Source organism: Kitasatospora sp. NPDC058032 (genome assembly GCF_042885845.1).
Taxonomy (GTDB): domain Bacteria; phylum Actinomycetota; class Actinomycetes; order Streptomycetales; family Streptomycetaceae; genus Kitasatospora.
Genome location: NZ_JBHVRK010000001.1, coordinates 230,295 through 253,949, shown reverse-complemented (window position 1 = coordinate 253,949; position 23,655 = coordinate 230,295). Strand labels below are relative to the sequence as shown.

The 23,655-nt window shown below is 74.0% G+C and carries 23 protein-coding genes and 1 pseudogene; 20 read left to right on the top strand and 4 right to left on the bottom strand.

The genetic code is table 11. From position 1 onward, the window contains the following. The first annotated feature begins 179 nt into the window (after positions 1-179). The 6 genes from ACFVUH_RS01125 to ACFVUH_RS01100 all read left to right on the top strand — a co-directional run bounded on the left by ACFVUH_RS01125 (position 180) and on the right by ACFVUH_RS01100 (position 6,776). Positions 180-3,137, top strand: a complete 2,958-nt coding sequence (locus ACFVUH_RS01125; RefSeq protein ID WP_387910317.1) for a nitrate- and nitrite sensing domain-containing protein — start codon at positions 180-182, stop codon at positions 3,135-3,137. Between the two features lie 163 nt (positions 3,138-3,300). Continuing rightward, on the top strand, positions 3,301-3,720 hold the full coding sequence (locus ACFVUH_RS01120) for a roadblock/LC7 domain-containing protein (protein WP_350542745.1): 420 nt from the start codon (positions 3,301-3,303) through the stop codon (positions 3,718-3,720). Positions 3,721-3,860: 140 nt separating this feature from the next. Next, on the top strand, positions 3,861-4,265 hold the full coding sequence (locus tag ACFVUH_RS01115) for a DUF742 domain-containing protein (RefSeq protein ID WP_355366042.1): 405 nt from the start codon (positions 3,861-3,863) through the stop codon (positions 4,263-4,265). Continuing rightward, on the top strand, positions 4,246-4,923 hold the full coding sequence (locus ACFVUH_RS01110; protein ID WP_380679068.1) for an ATP/GTP-binding protein: 678 nt from the start codon (positions 4,246-4,248) through the stop codon (positions 4,921-4,923). The genes ACFVUH_RS01115 and ACFVUH_RS01110 overlap by 20 nt, the downstream gene beginning before the upstream one ends. Before the next feature lie 601 nt (positions 4,924-5,524). Then, on the top strand, positions 5,525-5,794 hold the full coding sequence (locus tag ACFVUH_RS01105; protein WP_387910315.1) for a hypothetical protein: 270 nt from the start codon (positions 5,525-5,527) through the stop codon (positions 5,792-5,794). Positions 5,795-6,218: 424 nt separating this feature from the next. Next, positions 6,219-6,776, top strand: coding sequence for a winged helix-turn-helix domain-containing protein (locus tag ACFVUH_RS01100; RefSeq protein WP_387910754.1), 558 nt, complete (start codon positions 6,219-6,221; stop codon positions 6,774-6,776). A 64-nt stretch (positions 6,777-6,840) separates the two neighbouring features. On the opposite strand, the gene ACFVUH_RS01095 is transcribed toward ACFVUH_RS01100, so the two are convergent. Beyond that, positions 6,841-7,623 (bottom strand): IclR family transcriptional regulator, encoded by a 783-nt coding sequence (locus ACFVUH_RS01095; protein WP_387910314.1) that lies wholly within the window; start codon positions 7,621-7,623, stop codon positions 6,841-6,843. Positions 7,624-8,022: 399 nt separating this feature from the next. On the opposite strand from ACFVUH_RS01095, the gene ACFVUH_RS01090 reads away from it, so the two are divergent. The 6 genes from ACFVUH_RS01090 (at position 8,023) to ACFVUH_RS01065 (ending at position 14,044) form a co-directional block, all read left to right on the top strand. Continuing rightward, entirely contained in the window at positions 8,023-9,084 is a 1,062-nt protein-coding gene (locus tag ACFVUH_RS01090) for an ABC transporter substrate-binding protein (RefSeq protein WP_387910312.1), read from the top strand. A gap of 130 nt (positions 9,085-9,214) precedes the next feature. After that, on the top strand, positions 9,215-10,234 hold the full coding sequence (locus tag ACFVUH_RS01085) for an NrtA/SsuA/CpmA family ABC transporter substrate-binding protein (protein ID WP_387910311.1): 1,020 nt from the start codon (positions 9,215-9,217) through the stop codon (positions 10,232-10,234). 17 nt (positions 10,235-10,251) lie between these two features. Continuing rightward, positions 10,252-11,121 carry an ABC transporter permease gene (locus ACFVUH_RS01080; protein WP_387910752.1) on the top strand — a complete coding sequence of 290 codons (870 nt, stop codon included), beginning with the start codon at positions 10,252-10,254 and terminating at the stop codon, positions 11,119-11,121. Continuing rightward, complete coding sequence (locus ACFVUH_RS01075; RefSeq protein ID WP_387910309.1) at positions 11,118-11,918, top strand: ABC transporter ATP-binding protein; 801 nt, start codon at positions 11,118-11,120, stop codon at positions 11,916-11,918. The genes ACFVUH_RS01080 and ACFVUH_RS01075 overlap by 4 nt, the downstream gene beginning before the upstream one ends. 113 nt (positions 11,919-12,031) lie before the next feature. Next, positions 12,032-12,964, top strand: a complete 933-nt coding sequence (locus tag ACFVUH_RS01070; RefSeq protein WP_387910308.1) for an ABC transporter substrate-binding protein — start codon at positions 12,032-12,034, stop codon at positions 12,962-12,964. Positions 12,965-12,967: 3 nt separating this feature from the next. Next, positions 12,968-14,044, top strand: coding sequence for an LLM class flavin-dependent oxidoreductase (locus ACFVUH_RS01065; protein WP_387910307.1), 1,077 nt, complete (start codon positions 12,968-12,970; stop codon positions 14,042-14,044). A gap of 321 nt (positions 14,045-14,365) precedes the next feature. Here the strand turns inward: ACFVUH_RS01065 and ACFVUH_RS01060 are convergent, their stop codons facing one another. Continuing rightward, the gene (locus tag ACFVUH_RS01060) at positions 14,366-15,358 is read right to left on the bottom strand and encodes an aldo/keto reductase (RefSeq protein WP_355365812.1); all 993 of its coding nucleotides are present in this window, start codon (positions 15,356-15,358) and stop codon (positions 14,366-14,368) included. 210 nt (positions 15,359-15,568) lie between these two features. Between ACFVUH_RS01060 and ACFVUH_RS01055 the strand changes: the two genes are divergently transcribed. From ACFVUH_RS01055 to ACFVUH_RS01030, 6 genes and pseudogenes are all read left to right on the top strand, one after another. After that, complete coding sequence (locus tag ACFVUH_RS01055; protein ID WP_355365815.1) at positions 15,569-16,135, top strand: TetR/AcrR family transcriptional regulator; 567 nt, start codon at positions 15,569-15,571, stop codon at positions 16,133-16,135. Between the two features lie 113 nt (positions 16,136-16,248). Then, complete coding sequence (locus tag ACFVUH_RS01050; RefSeq protein WP_387910304.1) at positions 16,249-16,824, top strand: DUF4865 family protein; 576 nt, start codon at positions 16,249-16,251, stop codon at positions 16,822-16,824. Positions 16,825-16,841: 17 nt separating this feature from the next. Beyond that, positions 16,842-17,348 (top strand): carboxymuconolactone decarboxylase family protein, encoded by a 507-nt coding sequence (locus tag ACFVUH_RS01045; RefSeq protein ID WP_387910302.1) that lies wholly within the window; start codon positions 16,842-16,844, stop codon positions 17,346-17,348. Further along, complete coding sequence (locus tag ACFVUH_RS01040; RefSeq protein ID WP_387910299.1) at positions 17,345-18,283, top strand: phosphotriesterase; 939 nt, start codon at positions 17,345-17,347, stop codon at positions 18,281-18,283. Before ACFVUH_RS01045 ends, ACFVUH_RS01040 begins: the two co-directional genes overlap by 4 nt. After that, positions 18,264-18,812 (top strand): annotated as a pseudogene (locus ACFVUH_RS01035) (IS5/IS1182 family transposase); the annotation flags it as partial. The gene ACFVUH_RS01040 and the pseudogene ACFVUH_RS01035, both read left to right, overlap by 20 nt. 216 nt (positions 18,813-19,028) lie before the next feature. Beyond that, entirely contained in the window at positions 19,029-19,937 is a 909-nt protein-coding gene (locus ACFVUH_RS01030) for an aldo/keto reductase (RefSeq protein ID WP_387910297.1), read from the top strand. A 263-nt stretch (positions 19,938-20,200) separates the two neighbouring features. On the opposite strand, the gene ACFVUH_RS01025 is transcribed toward ACFVUH_RS01030, so the two are convergent. Then, positions 20,201-20,965: an SDR family NAD(P)-dependent oxidoreductase gene (locus ACFVUH_RS01025; RefSeq protein ID WP_387910295.1), complete on the bottom strand. Its 765-nt coding sequence runs from the start codon at positions 20,963-20,965 to the stop codon at positions 20,201-20,203. 112 nt (positions 20,966-21,077) lie between these two features. Here ACFVUH_RS01025 and ACFVUH_RS01020 point away from each other — a divergent pair, with 112 nt between their 5' ends. Both ACFVUH_RS01020 and ACFVUH_RS01015 read left to right on the top strand, forming a co-directional pair. Beyond that, positions 21,078-21,698, top strand: a complete 621-nt coding sequence (locus tag ACFVUH_RS01020) for a TetR/AcrR family transcriptional regulator (RefSeq protein ID WP_387910293.1) — start codon at positions 21,078-21,080, stop codon at positions 21,696-21,698. 206 nt (positions 21,699-21,904) lie between these two features. Then, positions 21,905-23,053, top strand: a complete 1,149-nt coding sequence (locus ACFVUH_RS01015) for an alpha/beta hydrolase (RefSeq protein WP_387910291.1) — start codon at positions 21,905-21,907, stop codon at positions 23,051-23,053. A gap of 113 nt (positions 23,054-23,166) precedes the next feature. Here the strand turns inward: ACFVUH_RS01015 and ACFVUH_RS01010 are convergent, their stop codons facing one another. Continuing rightward, on the bottom strand, positions 23,167-23,496 hold the full coding sequence (locus ACFVUH_RS01010) for a hypothetical protein (RefSeq protein ID WP_355365836.1): 330 nt from the start codon (positions 23,494-23,496) through the stop codon (positions 23,167-23,169). Positions 23,497-23,655: the final 159 nt, after the last annotated feature.

Below are 23,655 nucleotides of genomic sequence, written 5' to 3'. Positions count from 1 at the left end.
AGGGCGTAGTAGAGTCTCGCAGACCTGCGGCCGGGGCATCCCGGTCGGCCCCGAGATCCACCCCCGGACCGGGACTTGGTCCGTACCAACCCGCCGTCCGTCCGCGCCGCCCCACGCCCCCCCACCGACCCCGCCGCCCGCACCCCGTCCGCGCCTGGCACTTCCCGACCGAGGACTCCATGCGTCTGCGCAGCAGCTCGATCCGCGCGAAGATCATCGCGCTGCTCCTGGTGCCCATCGTCGCCCTCGCCGCCCTCTGGGCGTACGCGACGCTCACCACCGCCGGAGACGTCTGGAGCCGACTGGACCTCAGCAGGACGTACCAGGAGTTCGGCACCCCCGTCGACCAGTACGCGCACGACCTGCAGAGCGAACGCCGGGCCGCCGTCAAGCGGCTGGCCGACCCGACCTCGGGCACCGCGCGCGAGGCCTTCGAGCAGGCCCAGGCCGCCACCGACCGGGACCTCGCCCAGCTGCGGCAGAAGAAGGACACCGCCGGCGGCCGGCTCGACGAGTCCCAGCGCGGCCGGCTGCTGCAGATCCTCGCCGCCGCCGACCAGTTGCCCCCGCTGCGCGCGCAGGTCGGCCGCGCCGCGCTCAACTGGGAGTTCGCGCTCGGCCAGTACACCGACCTGGTCAAGCCCACCTTCGCCTTCCGGTCGGCCTTCGTCGCCCGGCAGAGCGGCCAGCTCCCGCGGCAGGGGACCATCCTGACCGAGCTGGTGCGCGCCCGCGAGTACCTCTCGCAGGAGGACGCGGCGATGGAGGGCCTGCGCACCGCGACCTCCCGGCCCACCCCTGAGCAGTACCAGGTCGCGCTCGACGCCCTGCACAACCAGCAGGCCCTGTTCACCGTCTACATCGCCGAGCTGGACCCGGTCGACCAGGCCGACTACATCGCCCTGCGCGGCGGCGAGGCCTGGGCCTCGCTGGCCCGGGCCGAGGCGGACTTCGTCGGCGCGGGCGGCCCCGAGCGGGTGGTCCAGGCGATCAACGGCGGCGACTGGCGCAAGACCGCCGACCACGCGCTCGGCGACCTCGCGGCGATCAACGCCCGGCTGGCCGGCACCATCGACGACCGCGACCACTCGTACGCGATCGGCCTGCTCTGGCGCGGCGGCATCGCCGGTGTGATCGGCCTGGTCGCGGTGGTGCTCTCGATCCTCATCTCCTACCGGATCGGCCGGGGCCTGGTCCGCGAGCTGATCGGCCTGCGCAACGCCGCCAACGAGCTGGCCGGCACCCGCCTGCCCTCGGTGATGCTGCGGCTGCGCAAGGGCGAAGCGGTGGACGTCGCCACCGAGGCCCCCGAGCTGGAGTTCGGCCCTGCCGAGATCGGCCAGGTCGGACGGGCCATCAACGCGGTGCAGCGGGCCGCCGTCGAGGCCGCCGTCGAACAGGCCGAACTTCGGCGCGGCGTCTCCGCGGTCTTCGTCAACCTGGCGCGGCGCAGCCAGGTGCTGCTGCACCGCCAGCTGACCCTGCTCGACACCATGGAACGACGCACCGAGGACCCGGCGGAGCTGGAGGACCTCTTCAAGGTCGACCACCTCACCACCCGCATGCGCCGGCACGCCGAGGGCCTGATCATCCTGGCCGGCGGCTCGCCGGGCCGGGCCTGGCGCAAGCCGGTGCGGATGGTGGACGTGGTCCGCGCGGCGGTCGGCGAGGTCGAGGACTACGCCCGGGTGATCGTCCGGCCGTTCCCCGGCACCGGACTGCTCGGCAGCGCGGTCGCGGACGTCACCCACCTGGTCGCCGAACTGGTCGAGAACGCGGCGGTCTACTCGCCGCCGGCCACCCAGGTCACCGTCCAGGGCGAGGTGGTGGCGCACGGCTTCGCGCTGGAGATCGACGACCGCGGGCTCGGGCTGAGCGAGCAGGCGCTCGCCGGGATCAACGAACGCCTCACCGTGGAGCAGGAGTTCGACCTTGCCGACACCGACCGGCTGGGTCTGTTCGTGGTCAGCCGACTGGCCCGGCGGCACGGCATCCGGGTGCACCTGCGGCCCTCGCCGTACGGCGGGACCACGGCGGTGGTGCTGATACCGCGCGAGCTGCTGGCGGAGGCGCCGGACGGGCTGCCGGAGCCGCCGCCCGCGGGAGGTACGGGTGTCGGGGCCGCTTCCGGTGCGGGTGCGGGTTCCGGTGCGGGCGCCGCCGGTGGACGGCGGGCGGCGGCGGGTCGGCGCGACCTCGTCGCGGTGCCGGCGCTCGGCGCGGACGGGACGGCGGGTGCGGGCGGTCCGGGCGCTGCGCGGGCCTCCGGCGGGGCCAACGGATCGAGTGGGTCGAACGGCCCCAACGGCTTCAACGGCTCGACGGGCTCCGACGGCGAGGGCGGGCGGCACCGGGGCAGCGGGGGGCCGCGTCCCTCGGCGCCCGAACCGGCGCGCACCCCCGGTGGACTGCCGCGCCGGTCGCGGGGCGGCGGCGGGCCGGTGCTCGTCCCGGCACCGGCCGGCGAGCCCGCCGGGCCCGGCACCGGGCGGCACCGGCGCGCCGAGGCGCGGGGCACGGCGGTGGCGGACGCCGCCGCGGAGGCCTCGGCGCCGCGTGACGGCTCCTCGCCCTCGTCCGTTCCCGCTCCCTCGCCCGCGTCTGACGCCGCGCCGCGTACCGGTGGGTCGCGCGCCGGCGCCCCGTCGGGCGGCCTGCCGCGCCGCGTCCGGCAGGCGAGCCTCGCCCCGCAGCTGCGCGAGCGCGCGGCCGAGGCCGCTACCGCCGCGTCGGCCGAGGCCCGTCCGGACGGCGGCGCCGAGGCGGCACGCGAGCGTTCGCCGGAGGAGGCCCGGGCCACCTTCGCCTCGTTCCAGCGCGGCTTCACCCGAGGCCGGGGCGCGAGCGGCACCCCGGCGGCTCCCCGGCCGGCTCCCCGGCCGGCGCCGGCGCCGCGGCCCGTCCCCGGCTGGCAGCCGCCGGACCCGGGGCGCCGCGCGATCAGTCCGGCACCCGCCCCGGCGGCGCTGCCCGGCCCCGCCGGGGGCGAACCGGCGCCGCTGGCCCGCCGCGCGCCCGTCCCGCCGCCGACCAGGTTCGTCCGCGCTCCGCGCGTCACGGCGGAACCGGACGCACCCGCCGGTCCGTTGTCCGACGGGCCGTCCGAAGGCACGGCACCACCGGCACCACCGGTCTGACCCGCTCAACCCCGTCGACCGTGCACGACCGGTGCCACCCGCATGACCCGTACGACCCGTACGACCTGTACGACCTGTACGACCCGCATGGCCCGTACGACCGAGCAGCACCCGCACCACCGGCACGACCCGCACCACCCGCTCCAGCGGAAGGAACAGACTCATGACCACTTCGACGCAGTCGCCCGGAGACCTCAACTGGCTCCTGGACGACCTGGTCGGACGCGTCGCCGCGCTGCGGCACGCGGTGATCCTCTCCAGCGACGGCCTGGCCACCGGCGCCTCCCGTGACCTCGACCGGGAGGACGCCGAGCACCTGGCCGCCGTCGCGGCCGGCTTCCACAGCCTGGCGAAGGGCGCCGGCGGGCACTTCAAGGTCGGCGGCGTGCGCCAGACCATGGTCGAGCTGGACGAGGCCTTCCTGTTCATCACCGCGGCCGGCGACGGCAGCTGCCTGGCGGTGCTGAGCGAGGCCGAGGCGGACATCGGCCAGATCGCCTACGAGATGGCCCTGCTGGTCAAGCGGGTCGGCGAGCACCTGGCCGCCGAGCCGCGCGCCGACGTGGCCCCGCCCGGGAGATGAGCGGTCCGATGGCGGACGAGGAGCCGATACCGGTGCCTCGGGATCCGGAACCGGGAGCGGAGGGCCGGGGACCGGGCGACCGCGCGCCGGACGGCGCCTCCGGCGCGGACGGGCCCGGCGCGGACGGGCCCGAGGTCGACCTGTTCCGGGCGCGGACCCCGGTCGACGACCGCTGGTTCGACGACGACGCCGGCCCGGTGGTGCGGCTGTACTCGATGACCCGCGGCCGCACCCGGCCGGTCGAGGACGGCCTGTTCGACCTGATCTCGCTGATCACCGCCAAGGACCCCGGGCCGGTCACGGGCGCCGTGCCCGCCCACGTGCTCGACCCGGAGCACCAGACCATACTGGCCTGGTGCCGCCGGGAGCCGATCTCCGTGGCCGAGCTCGGCTCCTACACCGACCTGCCGGTCAGCGTCGTACGCGTCCTGCTCGGCGACCTCTACGACGCCGATCTGATCAGCGTCACCCGACCCGTTCCGCTCGCCGAGCTGCCGGACGAGCGCCTGCTGCGAGACGTGATCAATGGACTCCGTGCGCTCTGACCCGACCGCGACCGCCGCCGCCCCGGTGCCGCCCGCCCACGACCGGGCCGGCGGCGGGGCCGGCGACCGGGCCAACGACCCGCGCTGGCGGGGCGGCCCGGCGGTCGCGGTGAAGATCCTGGTGGCCGGCGGCTTCGGCGCGGGCAAGACCACCCTGGTCGGCGCGGTCAGCGAGATCCGCCCGCTGCGTACCGAGGAGGAGCTCAGCGAGCTGGGCCGGCCGGTGGACGACACGGCGGGGGTGGAGGCCAAGCGCACCACCACGGTGGCGATGGACTTCGGCCGGATCGACGTACGGCCCGGGCTCGCCCTCTACCTGTTCGGCACGCCCGGGCAGGACCGGTTCTGGTTCGTCTGGGACGAGCTGGCCCGGGGCGCGCTCGGTGCGGTGGTGCTGGCCGACACCCGGCGGCTGGCGGACTGCTTCCCCTCGGTGGACTTCTTCGAGCAGCGGGGCATCCCCTTCCTGGTGGCCGTGAACTGCTTCGACGGCAGCGAGGTCTTCTCCCCGGAGGAGGTCCGGGACGCGCTCGACCTGGACCCGGGCATCCCGGTGATCCTCTGCGACGCCCGGCTGCGCGAGGACGGCAAGGAGCTGCTGGTGGCACTGGTCGAGCACGCCGCCGACCGCCGCCGGGGAGCGCCGGCCGCGGTCTGAGCCGACGGCTCGGCAGGCCGCAGGGACCGGGCTCCGGTGCCCGCCGCGGTGGGTGGCGCCGCGTCAGCGTCTCATTTCCGTGTTCACATGCCGGACGATCGGTGTCAGGCAGGTTGCCTTGACCGGCCCGGCGTGGAAGGCTCTGTGGACGGAGGCCGCCCGGCCCGTTGCCGGGGTGCCGCCAATGTGCCGCGCACCGAGTGCGTCGGGCACGAGCGCCGCGGCACGACACAGGGACGTGCCGGCGCACCGAGACCAGTGGGGGGAGGACCGTACCGTGAACGTCGAGCAGCGACGTGCCGTGTCCGTGTCCGCCTCTCTGGTTCTCCCCGTCCCGGTCACCCCGGCGCTGACCGTTCGGCGGTACATCGACCACGCGCTCATCTGCAGCGCCTGCTGTCGCTGACGTCGCCACCCTTCGCCGTCCACGTCACCGTCGCCGCCGCCCACCGCCCGGGGAGCCCTCCCGTCCGGTACGGCCCGTCCGGGTCGCCCGTCCGGGCCCGGCGGAACCGGCGGCCCCTCGCACCGTCGACCCGGCAGCACCGGACAGCCGTCCGGTGAGCCACCGTCGCCCCTGCCCGCTCAGCGGAGAGCACCAGTGAACCTCGCCAGCACCACCCGTCACCCCGCCACCACCACCGCCACCGTCGGCGTCGCCGCCCGCGCCGCCATCGGGACGGCAGGGGTGGTCGGGGCGACCGGCGGCGGCGCGGGGTCCACCCGGTCGGATCGGCGCGGGAAGCACGCCGCGGACGGAGGAAGAGGTCGGTACGTCGACCTCGAGCCGTTCTGGCCGTCCCGGCAGCCGCACCTGTTCGACCAGACATGTCCCGGTTCGCCCAGCGCGTCCCGGCACTCCTTCCGCTGACCCAGGGTCAGTCCTCGGCAGTACGCCCGGTCGACGCGCAGACGACTCCACCCCGTCCGTCACGCGCGAAATGAGCGGCATCATGTCCACCCCTTCCACCGCCACCCTCCACCTCCCCTCCGCGACCCCGCACCTGCGCGCGGTCCGCTCCGTCCCCTCGAACCCCGAACGCCGGCACGGCGGGCCCGGCCCGCAGCGCCCGGCGGCCGGTCAGCCCGGGGCCGTCCCGCCCGCCGCGGCGGGTCCGGCCGTCTCCCCGGTGGTGCCCGGCGCGACCCAGGCCGTGCCGGCGCTGCCGCCGCAGACGCTGCTCGCGGCGCTCCCGGAGGGCGCGGCGGTCGTCGCCGCGCTGCCGCAGGGCTCGCTGCCGCAGGCCCTCCTTGCCCAGTACGGGGCGCAGTTCGGGGCCTCGGCCGGACAGCCGATGGTCGGCTACCTGGTGCTGGTCCCGGCCCAGGCCGGCGCCGCCCCGGCGGGCGGGACGGCGCCGACCGGCTTCCCGGTCGCGTCGATCGGGACCCCGTCCTCGGCTTCGGCCCCGGTTTCGACCCCGACCCCGACCCCGACCCCCGTCCCGGCCATCGCGACCGGCTCGTCCGTCCCCGGCCCGTCCGCCCCGGGTCCGCTCGGTACCGGTCCGCTCGGCGCCGGTTCGTTCGGCGCGGGGGCTCCGGTCCGTCCGGTGCGGCCCGCCGGCCGCGGCATCGCCGTCGACGTGGAGCGCCGCAACGCCTATGTGGACGGGCGGCTGCTCGATCTCACCTACCTGGAGTTCGAGCTGCTCGCCCACCTGACCGAGCACCCGCAGCGGGTGCACACCCGCGACCACCTGGTCTCCGCCGTCTGGGGCTACGGTCACGTCGGTGACGGCCGTACCGTCGACGTGCACGTGGCCCGCCTGCGCCGCAAGCTCGGAGTGGCCTACCGCGACAGCATCGTGACGGTCCGTCGGGTCGGCTACAAGTACACCCCGGTCGCCTGATCCGCGTCCACCGGGCCGGGCGTTCCCGTGAACGCCCGGCCCTTCGCGATTTCGTGACGATCCGTCATATTCGCTGGTCCGGCGGCAGCAGGAGGACGGCGAGCGCGCCGGCGCAGGACCGCGCGTGCCCGAGGAACCAGTCCAGCCGCTCCTCGGCGAGGTGGGCGGGTGTGGAGCGGACGGCGAGCGCGAAACGGGCCTGCCCGGCGCCGTCCAGCACCGGCACCGCCACCGTGCGCACGCCGGCCGCCGACTCGCCGTCGTTCAGCGCGTAGCCGGCCTTCCGGACCCGCTCCAACTCCTCGTCCAGGAGATCCGGTTCGGTGATGGTCCGGTCGGTGAACGGCGGCAGCGGACCCAGCGTCGAGACCCCGGCGTCACCCGGGCGCGGCCAGGCCAGCAGCACCTTGCCGAGCGCCGTCGAGTGCAGGGGGCGGCGCAGTCCCAGCCCGGTGTCCGGGCGGACGGAGGCGCCGACCAGGATCACCGCGTGCGGGCCGCTGCGGATCGCCAGGTCGGCCGCGGCGCCGGTGCGGCGCGACAGCAGGTCGAGCTCGGGTGCGGCCAGGTGCAGGCCCCGCTGGTGGAAGCTCAGTTGGCCCAGCTCGGCGACGGCCGGGCCGAGCCGGTAGCGGGCCGTGTGCTCGTCCTGCTCCAGGAACCCGGCGCTGACCAGGGTGCGGGCCAGCCGGTGCGCGGTGGAGACCGACAGGCCCATCCGGCGGGCCAGGTCCGAGGCGCTCAGATCGGGGCCGTTGTCGTGGAAGCAGTGCAGCAACCCGAGAGCCCGTTGAACGGCCTGGGCGCCGGCCGGCGGGCTCTGGACGGCGGTGACGGCCTCGGCCATGGCACCTCTCGTTCTGTCCTTGGCTCCGGCCGGTTCACCGGAGTCGCTCCCAGACTATGGCAGCGGGTGCTGCGGGAATGTGTCAACGGCGTTGCAAAAGTATGCCGTTCATGAACAACCGATCCCATGATGTGGCAAACCCTTGTCCGCCGCCGGTCCGCCGTGGAACGCTCGGCACAGCGCACCGGACGAGCCCGTCCACCGCGCCCCGACCCGCAGGAAGGAGCAGCGCCGTGACGAACCGCCGGTGCCCCGCCCCCTGCGTCTGTTGTCGCTGACGCGCCGCTTCCGTCCGCGCCGACCACCCCTCGGACTTCCCGCCCCACCACGCCTGGTGACCCGTGCCGTGCCGCGCCCCGCCGCGTTCGCCCGCACCCTGCCGCAGAGGACCCGCCCACCGTGCCCAGCCACGACAGCCCCACCGCCGCCGCGACGACCGCGTCCACCCCCGAGGCGCCCGACACCCTCTGGTTCACCCGTTGCCCGGTGCCCACCGCGACCGGCATCGCGGCCGACCAGGGCTGGCTCGGCCGGGAGTTCGCCGCCGACGGCATCGCCGTCCGCTCGCTCCAGGACGTGCCGCCGGAGGTGGCCGCCGACCACCACTACACCCACGCCCTGACCGGGCTGTTCCGCGAGGGCGGCAACGTTCCGGCGCTCTGGGCCCGTTCGCGCGGCGAGCGGACCAGGCTGATCGGGCTCACCTGGATCGAGGAGCGCCAGGTCGTCCTGGTTCGGGCGGGCAGCGGTATCACCGGCGCCGCACAGCTGCGCGGACGCAGGCTCGCCGTCCCACGACATGGGATCGCGATCGACTTCTGGCGGGCGATGGCCCTGGCCGGCCTGCACGGCGCACTCTCGCTCGCCGGACTCACGCTCGACGACGCCGAGTTGGTGGACGTGCCGGCCGTGCCGGACGGCGGGCAGTGGGCCGCGGAGCTGGCGGCGCTGCGCGACGGCGTCGTCGACGCGGTCTATGTGAAGGGCGCGCTCGCGGTCGAGGCGGCCCGCCGGATCGGCGCGGAGATCGCCGTCGACCTGGACGAGGCGACGGACCGGCGGGCCAGGGTGAACAACGGCACGCCCCGGCCGATCACCGTCCACCAGCAGCTGCTCGACGAGCACCCGGAGCTGGTGGCCCGCTTCCTGGCCGTCCTGCTGGAGGCCGCCGACTGGGCCGCCGGGCGCCCGGCGGAGGTCGCGCGCATCCTCAGTGCCGAGACCGGCGCGGGGGAGGAGGGCGTCGCCGGCGCGTACGCCCGGGGCGGCCACCGGACTCTGCACCTCGATCTCTCCGCGGAGCGGCTTGCCCTCCTGGAGCAGCAGGAACGCTTCCTTGAGCGACACGGATTCCTGGCCGGCCCGGTCGACGTCCACGCCTGGACCGACCCCGAACCCCTGCGCGCCGCCCGCGCCCTGCTCGCCGCCCGCCGCGCCGAAGGGCGGACGCACGGCGACTGACAAATGACAGCTGACAGATTTCATCATCTGTTATCTGTCATCTGAAATCTGTCAGCCGTCAACCGTCACCCGTCATTCGCCCGCCCCGCCACGCGCCCACCCCGTCCCCCCGTCCTCAGGAGTCGACCCCGTGAACCCCTCCCGCCTCGCCCTCGCCGCCACCGCACTGCTCGCCACCACCGCCCTGGCCGCCTGCGGCTCGTCCGCCGACGGGGCCAAGGCCTCCGCCGACGGTGGCAAGGCCGAGGTGGTGCTCCGGGTGCCCGACCCCGGTAACAACGGCTTCCTCGCCCTCGGCAAGAAGGACGGCTCGCTGGACCGGGCACTGGCCACCGTCCACGCCAAGGTCGCCTGGACCGGAAGCGCCGGCCCGTTCGCGCCCGCCGCCCAGGCGCTCTCCGCCGACCAACTCGACGTCGCCCAGGGCTCGATCACCTCCGCCGTCGCCGCGCTCGCCCAGAAGCCCGGCTTCAAGCTGTTCGCCCAGACCACCCCCGACGGCGTCGGCGAGGGCATCCTGGTGAAGAACGACTCGCCGATCAAGAGCGTGCAGGACCTCGTCGGCCGCAAGGTCGCCGTCAGCCAGGGCGGCACCAGCGAGTACCTGCTGCTCAAGGCCCTGGAGAAGAACGGCGTCCCGGCGGACAAGGTCGAGCGGGTCTACCTGCGGGCCGACCAGACCTCGGGCGTCTTCAACTCCGGCCAGGTCGACGCCTGGGCGACCTGGAACACCTTCTCCACCCCGTCGATCGCCAATTCCGGCGCCCACTTCCTCGTCAACGGCAAGGAGGTCGGCTCCGACAACTACGCCGTCTGGGCCGTGCGCAACGCCTTCGCGGACAAGCACCCCGAGGTGGTCAGGGCCTTCTACGACTACCTGCGCGAGAACGGCCTCAAGGAGAAGGCCGACCCGGCCGCCTACCTGAACGTGTTCACCGACTCCGGGCCGACCGCCGTCACGCCGGCCGAGAAGGGCGTAGCGATCGAGGTCTCCCGGCAGGGCGCCGCCGCCGGCCCCATCGGCGAGGCCGACATCACCCGGTTCGGCACCGTCGCCGCCTTCTTCGCCGACCAGAAGGTCACCAAGCAGCTGGTCGACGTCAAGCCCTACCTGATCGACGTCGACAAGCTCGGGACCGGTGCCAAGTGAGCACCACCAACGACCTCTTGAGCACCACGGCCGCCGGGGAGGGCGCCGACCGCGGCACCGCCGCCGCCCGCGCGGCCGGCCTGGTCGAGCCCCGTACCCGGATCCAGGCCCCGCGCCCCCGGGCGCTCGCCCTCATCCTGCGCACCCTCGGTCCGCTCGCCCTGCTCGGCGGCTGGGCCCTCGCCTCCGCGACCGGCGCCCTCACCCAGGACGTGCTGGCCTCGCCCGCCCAGGTCGCCGAGGCGGTCGGCGAACTGTGGGGCAACGGCCAACTCGCCGACGCCCTCGCCGTCTCGCTCACCCGGGCCGGCCTCGGCCTGCTGATCGGCGCCACCACCGGCCTGGTGCTCGGCGTCGTGACCGGCTTCTTCCGCCTCGGCGAGGAACTGCTGGACTCCGCCGTGCAGGTGCTGCGCACCGTCCCCTTCCTCGCACTTGTCCCGCTGTTCATGGTCTGGTTCGGCATCACCGAGACCGCCAAGGTCGCGCTGATCGGCGTCGCCACCAGCTTCCCGATGTACGTGTCGACCTCCGGCGGCGTCCGGAACACCGACCGCAAGCTCATCGAGGCGATGCGCAGCTTCGGCCTCGGCCGCTGGGCGATCGTACGCACCGTGGTCCTGCCCGGCGCCCTGCCGGCGCTGCTCTCCGGGCTGCGGCTGTCCATGACGCTCAGCGTGATCGCGCTGATCGCCGCCGAGGAGATCAACTCCACCGAAGGCATCGGGTACTTGATGGCCCAGGCGCAGAACTACTCCCGCACCGACGTCCTCGCCGTCTGCATCCTGATCTACGGACTGCTGGGACTCACCGCCGACGGCGTCGTCCGCCTCCTGGAGCGGTTCCTGATGCCCTGGCGCAAGGCCGTCCACGGAGCCGCCCGATGAACACCGCACCCGTCACCGCACCCGTCACCGTGCCCGCCACCTCACCCGCCGCCACCTCGGCGCCCGGTGCCCCGGAAGCGCCCGAGAGCCCCGTGCCCGCACCCGTACCCGCCGTCCATTTGCGCGGCCTGCGAAGGGTGTTCGGCACCCGGGCTGTCCTCGACGGCGTCGACCTCTCCATCGGCCGCGGCGAGTTCGTCGCCCTGCTCGGCGCCAGTGGCACCGGCAAGACCACTCTGCTGCGCATCCTCGGCGCCCTGGACCGGGCCGACGCCGGCACCGTGCTGGTGCCGCCGGTGCGTACCGTCGTCTTCCAGGAGCCCCGACTGGTCCCCTCGAAGCGGGTGCTCGCCAACGTCACGGTCGGGCTGCCGCGTGGCGCCGCCACTCGGGAGACCGGGCTCAAGGCGCTCGCCGAGGTCGGCCTCGACCGGCACGCCGACGCCTGGCCGGCCACCCTGTCCGGCGGCGAGGCACAGCGGGCGGCGCTGGCCAGGGCACTCGTCCGCGAGCCCCAACTACTGTTGCTGGATGAGCCGTTCGCCGCGCTGGACGCGCTCACCCGGCTGCGCATGCAGGACCTCGTGGGCGACCTGGTCCGCCGCCATCGGCCGGCCGTCCTGCTGGTCACCCACGACGTGGACGAGGCCGTGCGGCTCGCCGACCGGGTCGCCGTGCTCCGGGACGGCGCCCTGGTGCGCGACGAACGCGTCACGGTCGAGCGCCCGCGCGACCCGGCCGATCCGGCCTTCGCCGATCTGCGCCGCCGCCTGCTCGCCGACCTCGGCGTCCACTGACCCCTCCGACCGTCCACCCCGCGAGCCGCACGAGCCCCGCGAACCGCATGAACCCCGCGAACCAGCCGACCCCCCGAGTCGTCCGACCGCCCGCACCACAGGAGTTGATCCCCATGGCCATCACCCTCGGCGTCCACGCCAGTAACCCCTCGCTCTACTACCTCTCCCGACTCGACTACCTGGACGAGGAGTTGGCCCCGCTCGGCGAGACCGGAGCGTTCCACCGCTACAGCGACGGCACCCGCACCGGCGAGCTCCTCGCCGACGGCACCATCGACTTCGGCGGCACCGGCTCCACCCCTCCGGTCACCGCCCAGGCCGCCGGACACGACCTCGTCTACGCGGCGGTCTCCGCGCCCCGCCCGGACCACGGCGCCCTGCTGGTGCGCGCCGACGGCCCGGTGCGGACGGTCGCCGACCTCAAGGGCGGCACCGTCGTTCTCGCCATCGGCTCCTGGCAGACCCACCTGCTCGCCAAGGCCCTGCACGCCGAGGGCCTCTCCTACGCCACCGACGTCACCGCCGTCCGCCCGGCCGCCGGCGAGGACCAGGCTCGGCGGCTGCGCGAGGGCGAGATCGTCGGCTGGATCGCCCAGGGAGCCGAGCTGGCCGCCGCCCGGCGGGACGGCGGGTTCCGCGAACTGGTCCGCACCGGTGACGTGATCACCGACCGCTCGGTGTTCTTCACCCGCCGGGGCTTCGCGGCCGACCGCCCCGAGGTCGTCGCCGCGATCGCCACCGCCCTGCGCCGTGCGGACGCCTGGGTGGCCGGGCACCTGTCGGAGGCCGCCGCGATCGCCGCCGAGGACCTGGGCGGCAGCGCCGAGGACTGGCGGACGGCGCTGGCCGGGCTGCCGTGGCGGCTGGAACCGGCGACCGCCGCGTTTGTCGCCGAGCAGCAGGAGGCGGCCGACATCTTCCACCGGGTCGGGTTCATCGACCGCGCGGTGACGGTCGCCGACGCCCACCTGCCCGCGCTGGAGGCCCCGGTGGCCGCGGCCGTGACCGTCGCCGCTGCCGCCGGAACCGTCACCGAGGCGGTCTGACCGATGGCCTCCGAAATCCTCTGGTACATCATCCCGCGCGAGGGCCACTACCCCTGGGAGCCGGCCGGACGCCGCCCGGTCGACATCCGCTACCTGCAGCAACTCGCCGGCAGCGTCGAGCGCCTGGGCTACACCGGCGCGCTGCTGGCGACCGACCTCTACGACGTGTGGGACCTCGGCAACGCCCTGGCCGCCGCCACCACCCCGGCGTTCAAGCCGCTGCTGGCCGTCCACCCCGGGCTGATCGCGCCCACCCTGCTGGCCAAGATGGCGCTCAGCTTCGACCACCTGCACGGCGGACGGCTGCGCTTCAACGTGGTCAACGGCTCCACCGAGCAGCTGCGCGAGTACGGCCTGAACGTCGAGCACGACGACCGCTACCGCCTCAGCGCCGAGTACTGGTCGATCGTCAAGCGCCTCACCGCCGGCGAGGTCTTCGACCACAAGGGAGAGTTCTACGATCTGCGGAACGCCGGGGCGAGCCTGCGCGAACTCGCGCCGGTGCAGCCGGGCGGCATCCCGCTCTGGTTCGGCGGCAGTTCGGCGGCCGGCATCGAGATGGCCGCCGAGCACGTCGACGTCTACCTCACCTGGGGCGAGCCGCCGCAGCAGCTGAAGGAGAAGCTCGACCTGGTCCGTGAGCGGGCCGCCGCGCACGGCCGCAGCCTGCGGATCGGACTGCGGCTGCACCTGATCGTCCGCGACACCGAGGACGAGGCCTGGGCCGCCGCCGACCGGCTGCTCGACGTCACCAGCGAGGCCACCTACGCCCGTCAGCTCGGCGGCGTGCGCGGGGAGGACGGGGTCGGCTGGCAGCGGCAGTTCCGCCAGCACGGCGGCAAGGTGCCCGCCCGGGCGCGGGAGCTGGAGGTGTACCCCAACCTCTGGCCCGGGATGAGCCTGTTCCGTCCCGGCCCGGGCACCGCCGTCGTCGGCTCGACGGCCCAGGTGATCGAGCGGCTCCAGGAGTTCGAGTCGCTCGGCGTGGACACCTTCATCCTCTCCGGCAACCCGCTGCTGGAGGAGGCCCACCGGGTCGCCGAGACGGTGCTACCGGCGCTGGGCGTCACCCGGCGGTAGGGCACCCGGCACCACACCCGGCAGGGTGCCCGAGAGAACGCCCGGCAAGGCACCCGGAAGGACGGGGAACGGCAGCGGCGAGGTCAGCGCCAGCTGCCGGGCGAAACGGGCGACGGCCCGGAGGAGGTACGTCCGCACGACGGGCTCCCGAGGTCTCGAAGGACGCGTACGGACGGTCCCGTACGCGCGGTCCAACGAGCGCGGTGCCCGACCGGTCACGCATCGACCGGCCGGGCGCCGCGGCACGCCCTGCCCGAACCCCCACCCGAACCCCCGCCCGGAGCGGAGCCCGAACCGCCGTCCGGAGCGTCGCCCGAGGGCTCAGTGGCTCAGGACGTCGATCTCGGCCAGCTCCTCGGCGGTCAGCGGAGCGCCCGCCAGCGCGTCGAGGTTCTGGTCCAGCTGCGCCACACTGCTGGCCCCGATGATCACCGAGACCACCCGCGGGTCCCGCAGCACCCAGCTCAGCGCCAGCTGCGCCAGCGTCTGCCCGCGCCGCTCCGCCACCTTGTTCAGCGCCCGCAGCTGCTCCAGCTTCGCCTCGGTGAGCGCCTCCTCGCGGAGGAACTTGCCGATCGACATCCGCGACCCGGCCGGCACCTGCCCGGACAGGTAGCGGTCGGTCAGCAGGCCCTGGGCCAGCGGCGAGTAGGCGATCAGGCTGGTCTGCGTGTCGGCGACCGCGTCCAGCACGCCCTCGTCCTCGACGTAGCGGTTGAGGACGGAGTACGCGCACTGGTTCATCAGGATCGGCGTGCCCAGCTCGCGCAGGATCGCCACCGCCTCCCGGTGCTGCTCCGCCGGGTAGTTGGAGATGCCCGCGTACAGCGCCTTGCCCGCCCGGACCGCCGAGTCCAGCGCGCCCATGGTCTCCTCGAGCGGGGTGTCCGGGTCGTAGCGGTGCGAGTAGAAGACGTCCACGTAGTCGAGGCCCATCCGACCCAGCGACTGGTCCAGGCTGGCCAGCAGGTACTTGCGGCTGCCGCCCACGCCGTACGGGCCGGGCCACATGTCGTAGCCGGCCTTGGAGGCGATGAACAGCTCGTCCCGGTACGGGCGGAAGTCCTGCGCGAAGAGGTAGCCGAAGTTGCGCTCCGCGCTGCCGTACGGCGGGCCGTAGTTGTTGGCCAGGTCGAAGTGGGTGACACCCCGGTCGAAGGCGCGGCGCAGCACCGCCCGCTGGACGTCGAGCGGCTGGGCGTCACCGAAGTTGTGCCACAGGCCCAGCGAGACGGCGGGGAGCAGCACACCACTGCGGCCGGCCCGGCGGTAGGTCATCGAGGTGTAGCGGTCATCCGCGGCGAGGTAGGTCATGGCGGCCATCCTGCCAGGCCGTGGGCGTCCGGGGTGATCTGTGCCACCGTCCGTCGAGGAATGCCGGGCGGGGCGGGCGGGGACGACGATCACGCGAGGCCGTGGACCGCCGGGGGGCGGCCCACGGCCTCGTGGGCCTTCCCGGGCTCGCCGCGGATTCTGTACCTACTGGTATGTACATCTGCTGTACCAGTAGGTACAGTCGTCGGCATGGCAACCCAGGACCGTCTCATCGAGAGCACCCAGGAACTGCTGTGGGAGCGGGGCTACGTCGGCACCAGCCCGAAGGCCATCCAGCAGCGCGCCGGCGTCGGCCAGGGCAGCATGTACCACCACTTCGACGGGAAGCCGGACCTCGCCGCCGCCGCCCTGCGCCGCAGCGCCGAGCAGATGCGAGCCGTCGCCGAGGCCGACCTCGCCGGCCCCGGCACCGCCCACGACCGGGTCGCCGCCTATCTGCGGCGCGAGCGCGACGTGCTGCGCGGCTGCCGGATCGGGCGGATGGCCCAGGACCCGGAGGTGGTCGCCGACCCCCGGCTGCGGGCGCCCGTCGAGGAGACCTTCGACTGGCTGCGCGGCCGGCTCGCCGAGGTGATCGCCGAGGGGCAGACGGCCGGCGACCTGCGGCCGGGTGCCGAGCCCGCCGACCTCGCCGCCGCCGTGGTCGCCGTGGTGCAGGGCGGCTACGTGCTCGCCCGCGCCGCCGACAGCGCCGAACCGTTCGAGCAGGCCGTCCGCGGCGCCCTCGCCCTGCTCGCCGCCCACCGCACCGACTGAGCGATCGCGGACCGCAGCCGTACCGGCCGAGTCGCCGTGCTGGCCGAGACGCCGTACCGGCTGAGCCGCTGCGCCGGCCGGGCCGTCGGCCCAACCCCCTTCCGGAGCCCGCCGTGCACGCCATGCAGTACGAGATCACCCTCCCCGCCGACTACGACATGGGCATCATCCACCGGCGGATCGCCACCCGGGGCCACCTGCTCGACGGTCACCCCGGCCTCGGCCTCAAGGCCTACCTGGTGCGCGAACGCGGTCTGGACGGCTCTCCCGTCAACCAGTACGCGCCCTTCTACCTCTGGCGCACCGTCGAGGGCATGAACGCCTTCCTCTGGGGGCCGGGCTTCCGCGGGGTCGGCGCCGACTTCGGCCGTCCCGTCGTGCGCCACTGGCTCGGTGCGGGTCTGCGTCGCGGTCGCGCCGCGGGCGCACCGGCCACCGCCACCCGTCAGGCCGTCCTCCTCCCGGAGGGCGCCGACCCCGCCGAGGCCGTCGGACACGCCCTGGCCGAACTGCCGGACCACCCCGACCTGCACACCGCCGCCGTCGCCGTCGACCCGGACCGCTGGGAACTGCTGCGCTTCGCCCTCTGGCGCGACGCCGCCCCGGACGAGGTGCCCGGCACCCGGTACCGCGTGCACCACCTCTCCAGTCCCGAACTCGACCGGCTGCCCGCCGGCCGTCACTGGTGAAAGGACCATCCCGACCCATGAACCCGGCCGCAACCCCCGGATCCGGCAGGCGCGTCGACGCGGGCCCCATCGACGCGGGCCCCATCGATACGAGCCCCATCGACGAGGGCCCCGGCGCCGCAGGTCCCGATGCCGCTAGCCTCGCCTCCGCGCCACTCGACCGGGCCGCGGGCTACGCCCTGCTCGCCGAACTCGCCGGGCCGGGGACCCGGGCCGACACCCTCGGCCCCCTCGACGAACTCGCCCCCGGATTCCCCGACTGGATCGTCACCGCGCTCTTCGGCGGCACCTACCAGCGGCCCGGACTCGCCCTGCGAGACCGCCAGGTGGCCAACCTGGCCGCGCTCACCGCGCTCGGCGGGGTGCAGCCACAGCTCGCCGACCACGTCCGCAACAGCCTGCGGATCGGCCTGACCAGGGAGGAGATCACCGAGGTGCTGGTCCACCTCGCGCCCTACGTCGGCGTCCCCAAGGCGCTGGCCGGGCTGCGGGTCGCCGCCGCCACCTTCGCGGAGAGCGCATGAGCGCCGACACCGCCACGAGTGCGGTCCGGACCGTCCTCGGCGACCTCGACCCCGCCGAACTCGGTGTCTGCGATGCCCACGACCACCTCTTCCTGCGCAGCCCCAGGCTGCCGGGCGAGGAACTCGACGACCCGGCCGCCGCCGAGGAGGTGCTGCGCGCCTTCGCGGCGGCCGGCGGCGGGACGCTCGTCCAGTGGACGCCCGCCGGGATGGGGCGGCGGGCCGACGCGCTGCCGGCGCTCTCCCGCGCCACCGGGGTCCACCTGATCGCCGCCACCGGGCTCCACCAGGCCGTCCACTACGATCCGGCGGACCTCGAACGGCGCTACGCCGGACTCGCCGGGTTCTTCACGGCCGAGCTCACCACCGCACTGCACGGCGCCGCCGAGGGCGTGCGGGCCGGACTGATCAAGGTGGCCGGCGACTACCACGGCCTGGACGCCCACACCCGGCGGGTCATGGCGGCCGCCGCCGAGGCGCACCACGCCACCGGCGCGCCGATCGCCGTCCACCACGAGCTCGGCACCGCCGCGCCGGACGTCCTCGACCTGCTCTGCGAGCGGCACGGCGTCCCGCCGCGGCGGGTGATCCTCGGCCATCTCAACCGGCACCCGGATCTCCGCCTGCACCGCGAACTCGCCGCCACCGGTGCCTTCCTGGCCCTGGACGGCCCCTCCCGCGCGCACCATGCGACCGACCACCACCTCTTCGACACGGTGGCCGCTCTGGTCGAGGCCGGGCACGCCGACCGCCTGCTCCTCGGCGGCGACACCACCACCCGCACCGCTCGCCACGCCCCCGGCCCCACCCATCTCCTCACCGTCCTCGGCCCCCGCCTGGCCCGAGAGTTCGGCCCCGAACTCCCGCACCGCCTCCTCACGGACAACCCGGCCCGGGCCTTCGCGGCCGAGTGGCGGGCGGCGTCCGACGGCTGACAAGAATTGTTCCGCCACCACGCTGCGGCGTCGGCGCGACGAGTGGATCGCCGCCGGGGTGAGGGAGACGCTGAGGCTACTTGTTCTCGCCGCCCCACGACCGCGTGATCGGCCTCGAACTCCAACTATCGGTCCGCCGACGGCTGCATCACCGAGGCACCCTCTGCCAGCGAGTGCGCTGGCGATGGTCCCGTCGACCGATCCGAAAATGGCATCAATCGTTCACAGTTGACTGATGGCCAGGGAATTGGTCTGGTCACCGATCCTCTTCGCCGACCTCCAAGCATCCCTGGGGCCGCTACCCACCAGCCTGCGGCTGAGCCTGGACGCCGGATACGACGACAGCATGGCCCACCAGGACCTGCGGCGAGAGGGATCACCGGGCAGATTGCACTGAGCGACGAAAGGCTCCGGTCGAGTTCTTCATCGCAATTTCCAGCGCCATCATCACCGTCCAGTGCCTCATCCGGCGCGCCCGGTCCCTTTGCCGCTGGGATACCCGCCCCCTCGAAGCCCCCGCATCCGATGACCTGCCGGTGGACGCCTTGCGCTGCTAGAATGCCGGTTGTCACGTGAGCCTTCTCGGTGCGGATTCCGATCCGCCGGGGAGGCTTTTTTCATGCCCGGGGCCTGCCTGCCTCGACACCGGTGGACCCGCGTCGAGGTCCTTGCCCTGCCGAGCGACTTGAACGCGCCGCACCGAACCCATCGGTTCCCGATTCCCAGCCGCAAGGAGATCCACGCCATGAGCCCAGGAACGAACACCGCTACCGCTACGAGTACTTGGCGACTTGGCGACCGGACCGTCAACCGCGTCGGGTTCGGCGCGATGCGACTGACCGGTACCGGGCCTTTCGACCTCGGCGTGCCGCGCGACCGCGATCAGTCGATCGGCTTGCTCCGGCGGGCGATCGAGCTCGGCGTGAACCACGTCGACACCGCCGCCTTCTACTTCTCGGCGACACGCTCCGCCAACGAGCTGATCAGCCGGGCGCTGGCGCCCTATCCGGACGATCTGGTCATCACCACCAAGGTCTGGCCGGCCCGTGATCCCTCGGGCGCGTGGTGGTGGGCCACGCCGGCGCAGTTGCGCGGCCAGGTCGAGGAGAACCTGCGCCAACTCGGTCGTGATCACCTGGATGTGGTGAACCTGCGCGTGCCGCCGAGCCGGCGGACCGGCTCGATCGGCGAGCACTTCGGTGCGCTGGCCGAACTCCGCGATGCCGGGCTCATTCGCCACCTCGGCCTCTCCAACGTCACGTCCGAGCAACTGGCCGAGGCCCGGGCCATCGCCCCCGTCGTCTGCGTGCAGAACCCCTACGGGATCGGTGCGTCGAGCGAGGACCAGGCGCTCCTGCGGCTCTGCGGTGAACTTGGCCTCGCCTTCGTCCCGTTCTTCACGATCGCCGGTTCCGGGCGCGAGGCGGGTCCGGCTGCCGGCGACCGCGAGGAGGTGTGCGCCGTCGCCCGCGCGCACGGTGTGTCAGTCGCGCAGGTCCGGCTGGCCTGGACCTTGCAGCAGGGGCCGCACGTGCTGGCGATCCCGGGGACCGGCGATCCGGACCACCTCGCGCAGAACGTGGCGGCCGGGGCACTGCGGCTCTCGGAAGACGAGATGGCGCGCCTCACCTCGCTGCGGCCGGCCGAGGCATAGCGGGCCACCGCCGGCCGGAATCCATTCCACCGGCCACCGCTCGCACAGAAAGGGTCCGCCGGCCCCCTGCCGGCGGACCCTCCAACAGGTTTCAGATGACAGAATCTGAAATCTGTTAGCTGTCATCTGAAATCTGTCATTTGTCAGCTGTCGGTCCTGGCCGGGGCTCCGCCGCCGCCCGGCCTGGCGGCCCGGGCGGCGGCGAAGACCGGACCTGGTGATGGCCGGACCCGGCGAGGACCGTGTCCGGTAAAGCGCGGGCCTCACATGTGGGTGCCGCCGTCGATCCGCAGCTCGGTCCCGGTGACGAACGCGCCGTCGTCCGAGGCGAGCATGGCGATCACACCGGCCACCGCCTCCGGCCCGGCGAAGCCCTGCCCGATCGCGGGGGAGAGCTTGGCGAGGAGGCTGAAGTCGGCGTCCGCCGGCAGGCCCGGGTTGTTGGTCATGCCGCTGTCGATGCTGCCCGGCGCGACGCAGACCGCGCGCAGCCCCTGCTTGGCGTACTCGGCGGCGATCGCGTGCGTGAAGGACTGGATGCCGCCCTTGGTCGCGGCGTACGCGGCCATGTAGGGGTGGGCGAAGGTCGCGGAGGTGGAGCTGAAGTTCACCACCACGCCCTTGCCGCCCGCGAGCAGCGCGGGCAGCGCCTCGCGGGTCATCAGGAAGGTGCCGGTCAGGTTGACCGAGATCACCTTGTTCCAGAAGTCCAGGCTGGTCTCGTGGGTGTGCGCGGAGCGCAGGATGCCGGCCGCGTTGACCAGCACGTCCAGGCCGCCGAGCGCGGCCACGGCCTCGGCGACGCCGGCCCGGACGGCGGCCTCGTCCGACACGTCCAGCACCGTCGTGGTGAGGCGGTCGGCGGCGCCGTCGGCGGTGGCGCGGTCCAGGGTGGCCTTCAGGCCGTCCTCGTTGACGTCGACGGCGACGACCCGCCCGCCCTCGGCGAGGATCCGGTGGACGGTGGCCTGGCCGATGCCCGAGCCGCCGCCGGTGATCAGGACGTTGCGTCCCGTGAAGCGCTCCATGGTGGTGCTCCGTTTCGTTCGTGGTCCAGCAACCTCAATGGCACGGTACGCCTAAGTGGCACGTTGTGCCAAAAAGTCTCGATGTGCCGACCGGCTCGCGTACCCTGAGCCCGTGACCGGACGCCCCACCCTGACCCAGCGCCGCCGCGAGAGCACCCGGTTGGAGATCGCCCGGGCCGCGGCGCAACTGTTCGCCGCGCGCGGGGCCGAGGCGACCACCGCCGAGGAGATCGCCAACGCCTCGGGCATCTCGCTGCGCACCTTCTACCGCTACTTCTCGGAGAAGGAGGACGCCGTCGCCCCACTGCTCGCGGCCGGCGGCGAGCGCTGGGTGCGGCTGTTCGCCGAGAGCGCGTCCGACCTGCCGGTCCGCGAGGCGCTGGAGCGCTCGGCCGCCGAGTCGTTGAGTCCGGCCGACGCGCAGGACGGCGAGGCCATGCGCTGGACCCGCGAACTGCTGCGCGACCCCCGCCTCGCCTCGGTCTGGCAACGGGTGCACTCCGACTCCGAGGAACGGCTGCGGGCGGCGATCGCCGACCGCTGCCCGCCCGGCACCGACGCGCTGGAGATCCGGCTCGCCGCTGCCGCCGCCACCGCCGCCATCCGGGTCGCCCTGGAGGAATGGGCGTTCTCCGGCGCCCCGCCCACCGGACCCGGTTCGCCCCGCGAACTCGGCGCCCGCTGCGTGCACGAACTCACCGGTGGCCTCGGCCTCTGGAACCACCTCGGCTGACGGCGGGGGCCGGCCGGCGCGGGGACTCCTCCTCCAGGTCGAGGCCGTCACCGCTGGTCGGCGGGGGCGACGGGGTCCGCGCGGGCGTTAGGCTGAGTGGTCGCGCCCGGGCGACGAACCTGCTGCGGACGGGGGAACCGGGGCGGCCCTCCCGGGTGTCCTTCCCCCGGGGGTGGGGGAGTACGAGGCGTGGGAGCAAACAAGACATGGGTCTGACGAGCCACAAGGTGCTGGCGTTGACCGTCCTGATCGCCGTCGCGGCGATGGCTGGGACGGTCTGGCTGTGGCCGAGACTGTCGAAGCGCAGCTGGCAGGCCGTCCTCGGCCGGATCGGCGCGCTGCTCGCCACCCAGCTGACGGTACTCGCCGCGCTCGGTCTGGTGGCCAACAACTACTTCGCGTTCTACAGCAGTTGGGACGACCTGCTGGGCACCGGCGACGGCGGCCCCGTGGTCATCCAGAACAAGGTGGACGCCTCCGGCCGGCTGCGCGTCGAGACCATCGGCCACGCCGAGGTGCAGGGCGGCGGAGCGCTCGGCCGCGACCCCGGGAAGTCCGGCGAGATCCGCGAGGTCCGGATCGACGGCGCCACCACCCGGCTCTCCACCGAGGGCTACGTCTACCTGCCGCCGCAGTACTTCCAGCCGGAGTACGCGCAGAAGCAGTTCCCGGTGCTGATCGTGAGCACCGGCTTCCCCGGCCTCGCGAAGAACCTCGTCACCCGGCTCAACTACCCGGGCGCGGCGCTCAAGCTGCTCCAGGAGGGCCGCATGCAGCCGACCGTGATGGTGCTGGTACGCCCCTCGCCGGCGCTGCCGCAGGACACCGAGTGCGAGGACGTCCCGGGCGGCGCGCAGTCCGAGACCTATTTCACCAAGGACGTGCCCTCGGCGGTCCAGGCGAGCTTCCGGGTGTCGGCCGACCCGCAGGCCTGGGCGTTTATGGGCAACTCGACCGGCGGCTACTGCGCCCTCAAGCTGGCGATGCGCCACCCCGAGGTCTTCCCGACCGCCGTCTCGCTCTCCGGCTACTACCGGGCCGCCGAGGACCCGACCACCGGCGACCTCTTCAAGGGCAGCGCCCAGCGGCGCGACGAGGCCGACCTGATGTGGCGGCTCAAGAACCTCCCGCAGCCGAAGATCGCGGTGCTGCTGGCCGGCACCAAGGAGGGGGACGGCGACTACCGGAGCGAGACCGAGGCGTTCGTGGCCGCCGCGCACGGCCCGATGAAGGTCTCCTACAGCATGCTGGAGACCGGTGGCCACAACTTCGAGACCTGGAGCAGGCTGCTCCCGTCCTCACTGGAGTGGATCTCCCAGCACCTGTCCGTCCCGGCCACCGGCCAGTCGGCCTGACCGGCCCGGAGCCGGCCCAGGACCGGCCCGGGACCGGCCCGGGACGGGCAAGGAACCACCTCGGAGCCGCCGCGGGACCGGAACCGATCCGGTCCCGGCACGCGGCCGCGCGCTCAGGCCACCTGCTCCAGCGTGCCGGTGTGCAGCTCGCCGACCCGGCCGCCCTCGCCCTCGTACGTCCAGAACGCGCGGACCGTCATCCGGGCCAGGTCCATGACGTGGCTGACGGTGATGCCGCTCACCTCGGTCCAGCTCACGAAGTACAGCTGCGGGCCGATCTCGGCCACGTGCAGGGTCACGTCCTCCCACTGGCCCGCCGACTCGCCGAGGCCCTCCCAGCGCAGCCGCTTGCCGTCGGCCGAGTAGGCGTTGCGGAAGGCCGCGCCGTTGTCGACCCGGAACAGGTAGGTACGGCCGGCGAAGGCGGGCAGGGGCGCGGTCATGGTGGGGCGGATCTCCTTGTCGGGCGGCGCGGACGGAGCTCCAACTTATCCGACCACCCCGCCCCCGCGGCGCACTTTTCCCGCCGGACCCGCCACACCGGACACCTCCGCGGCGCCGTTCCCCCGGCCGGCCCGGCGCCCGCCGGGGCCTGCGGCGGC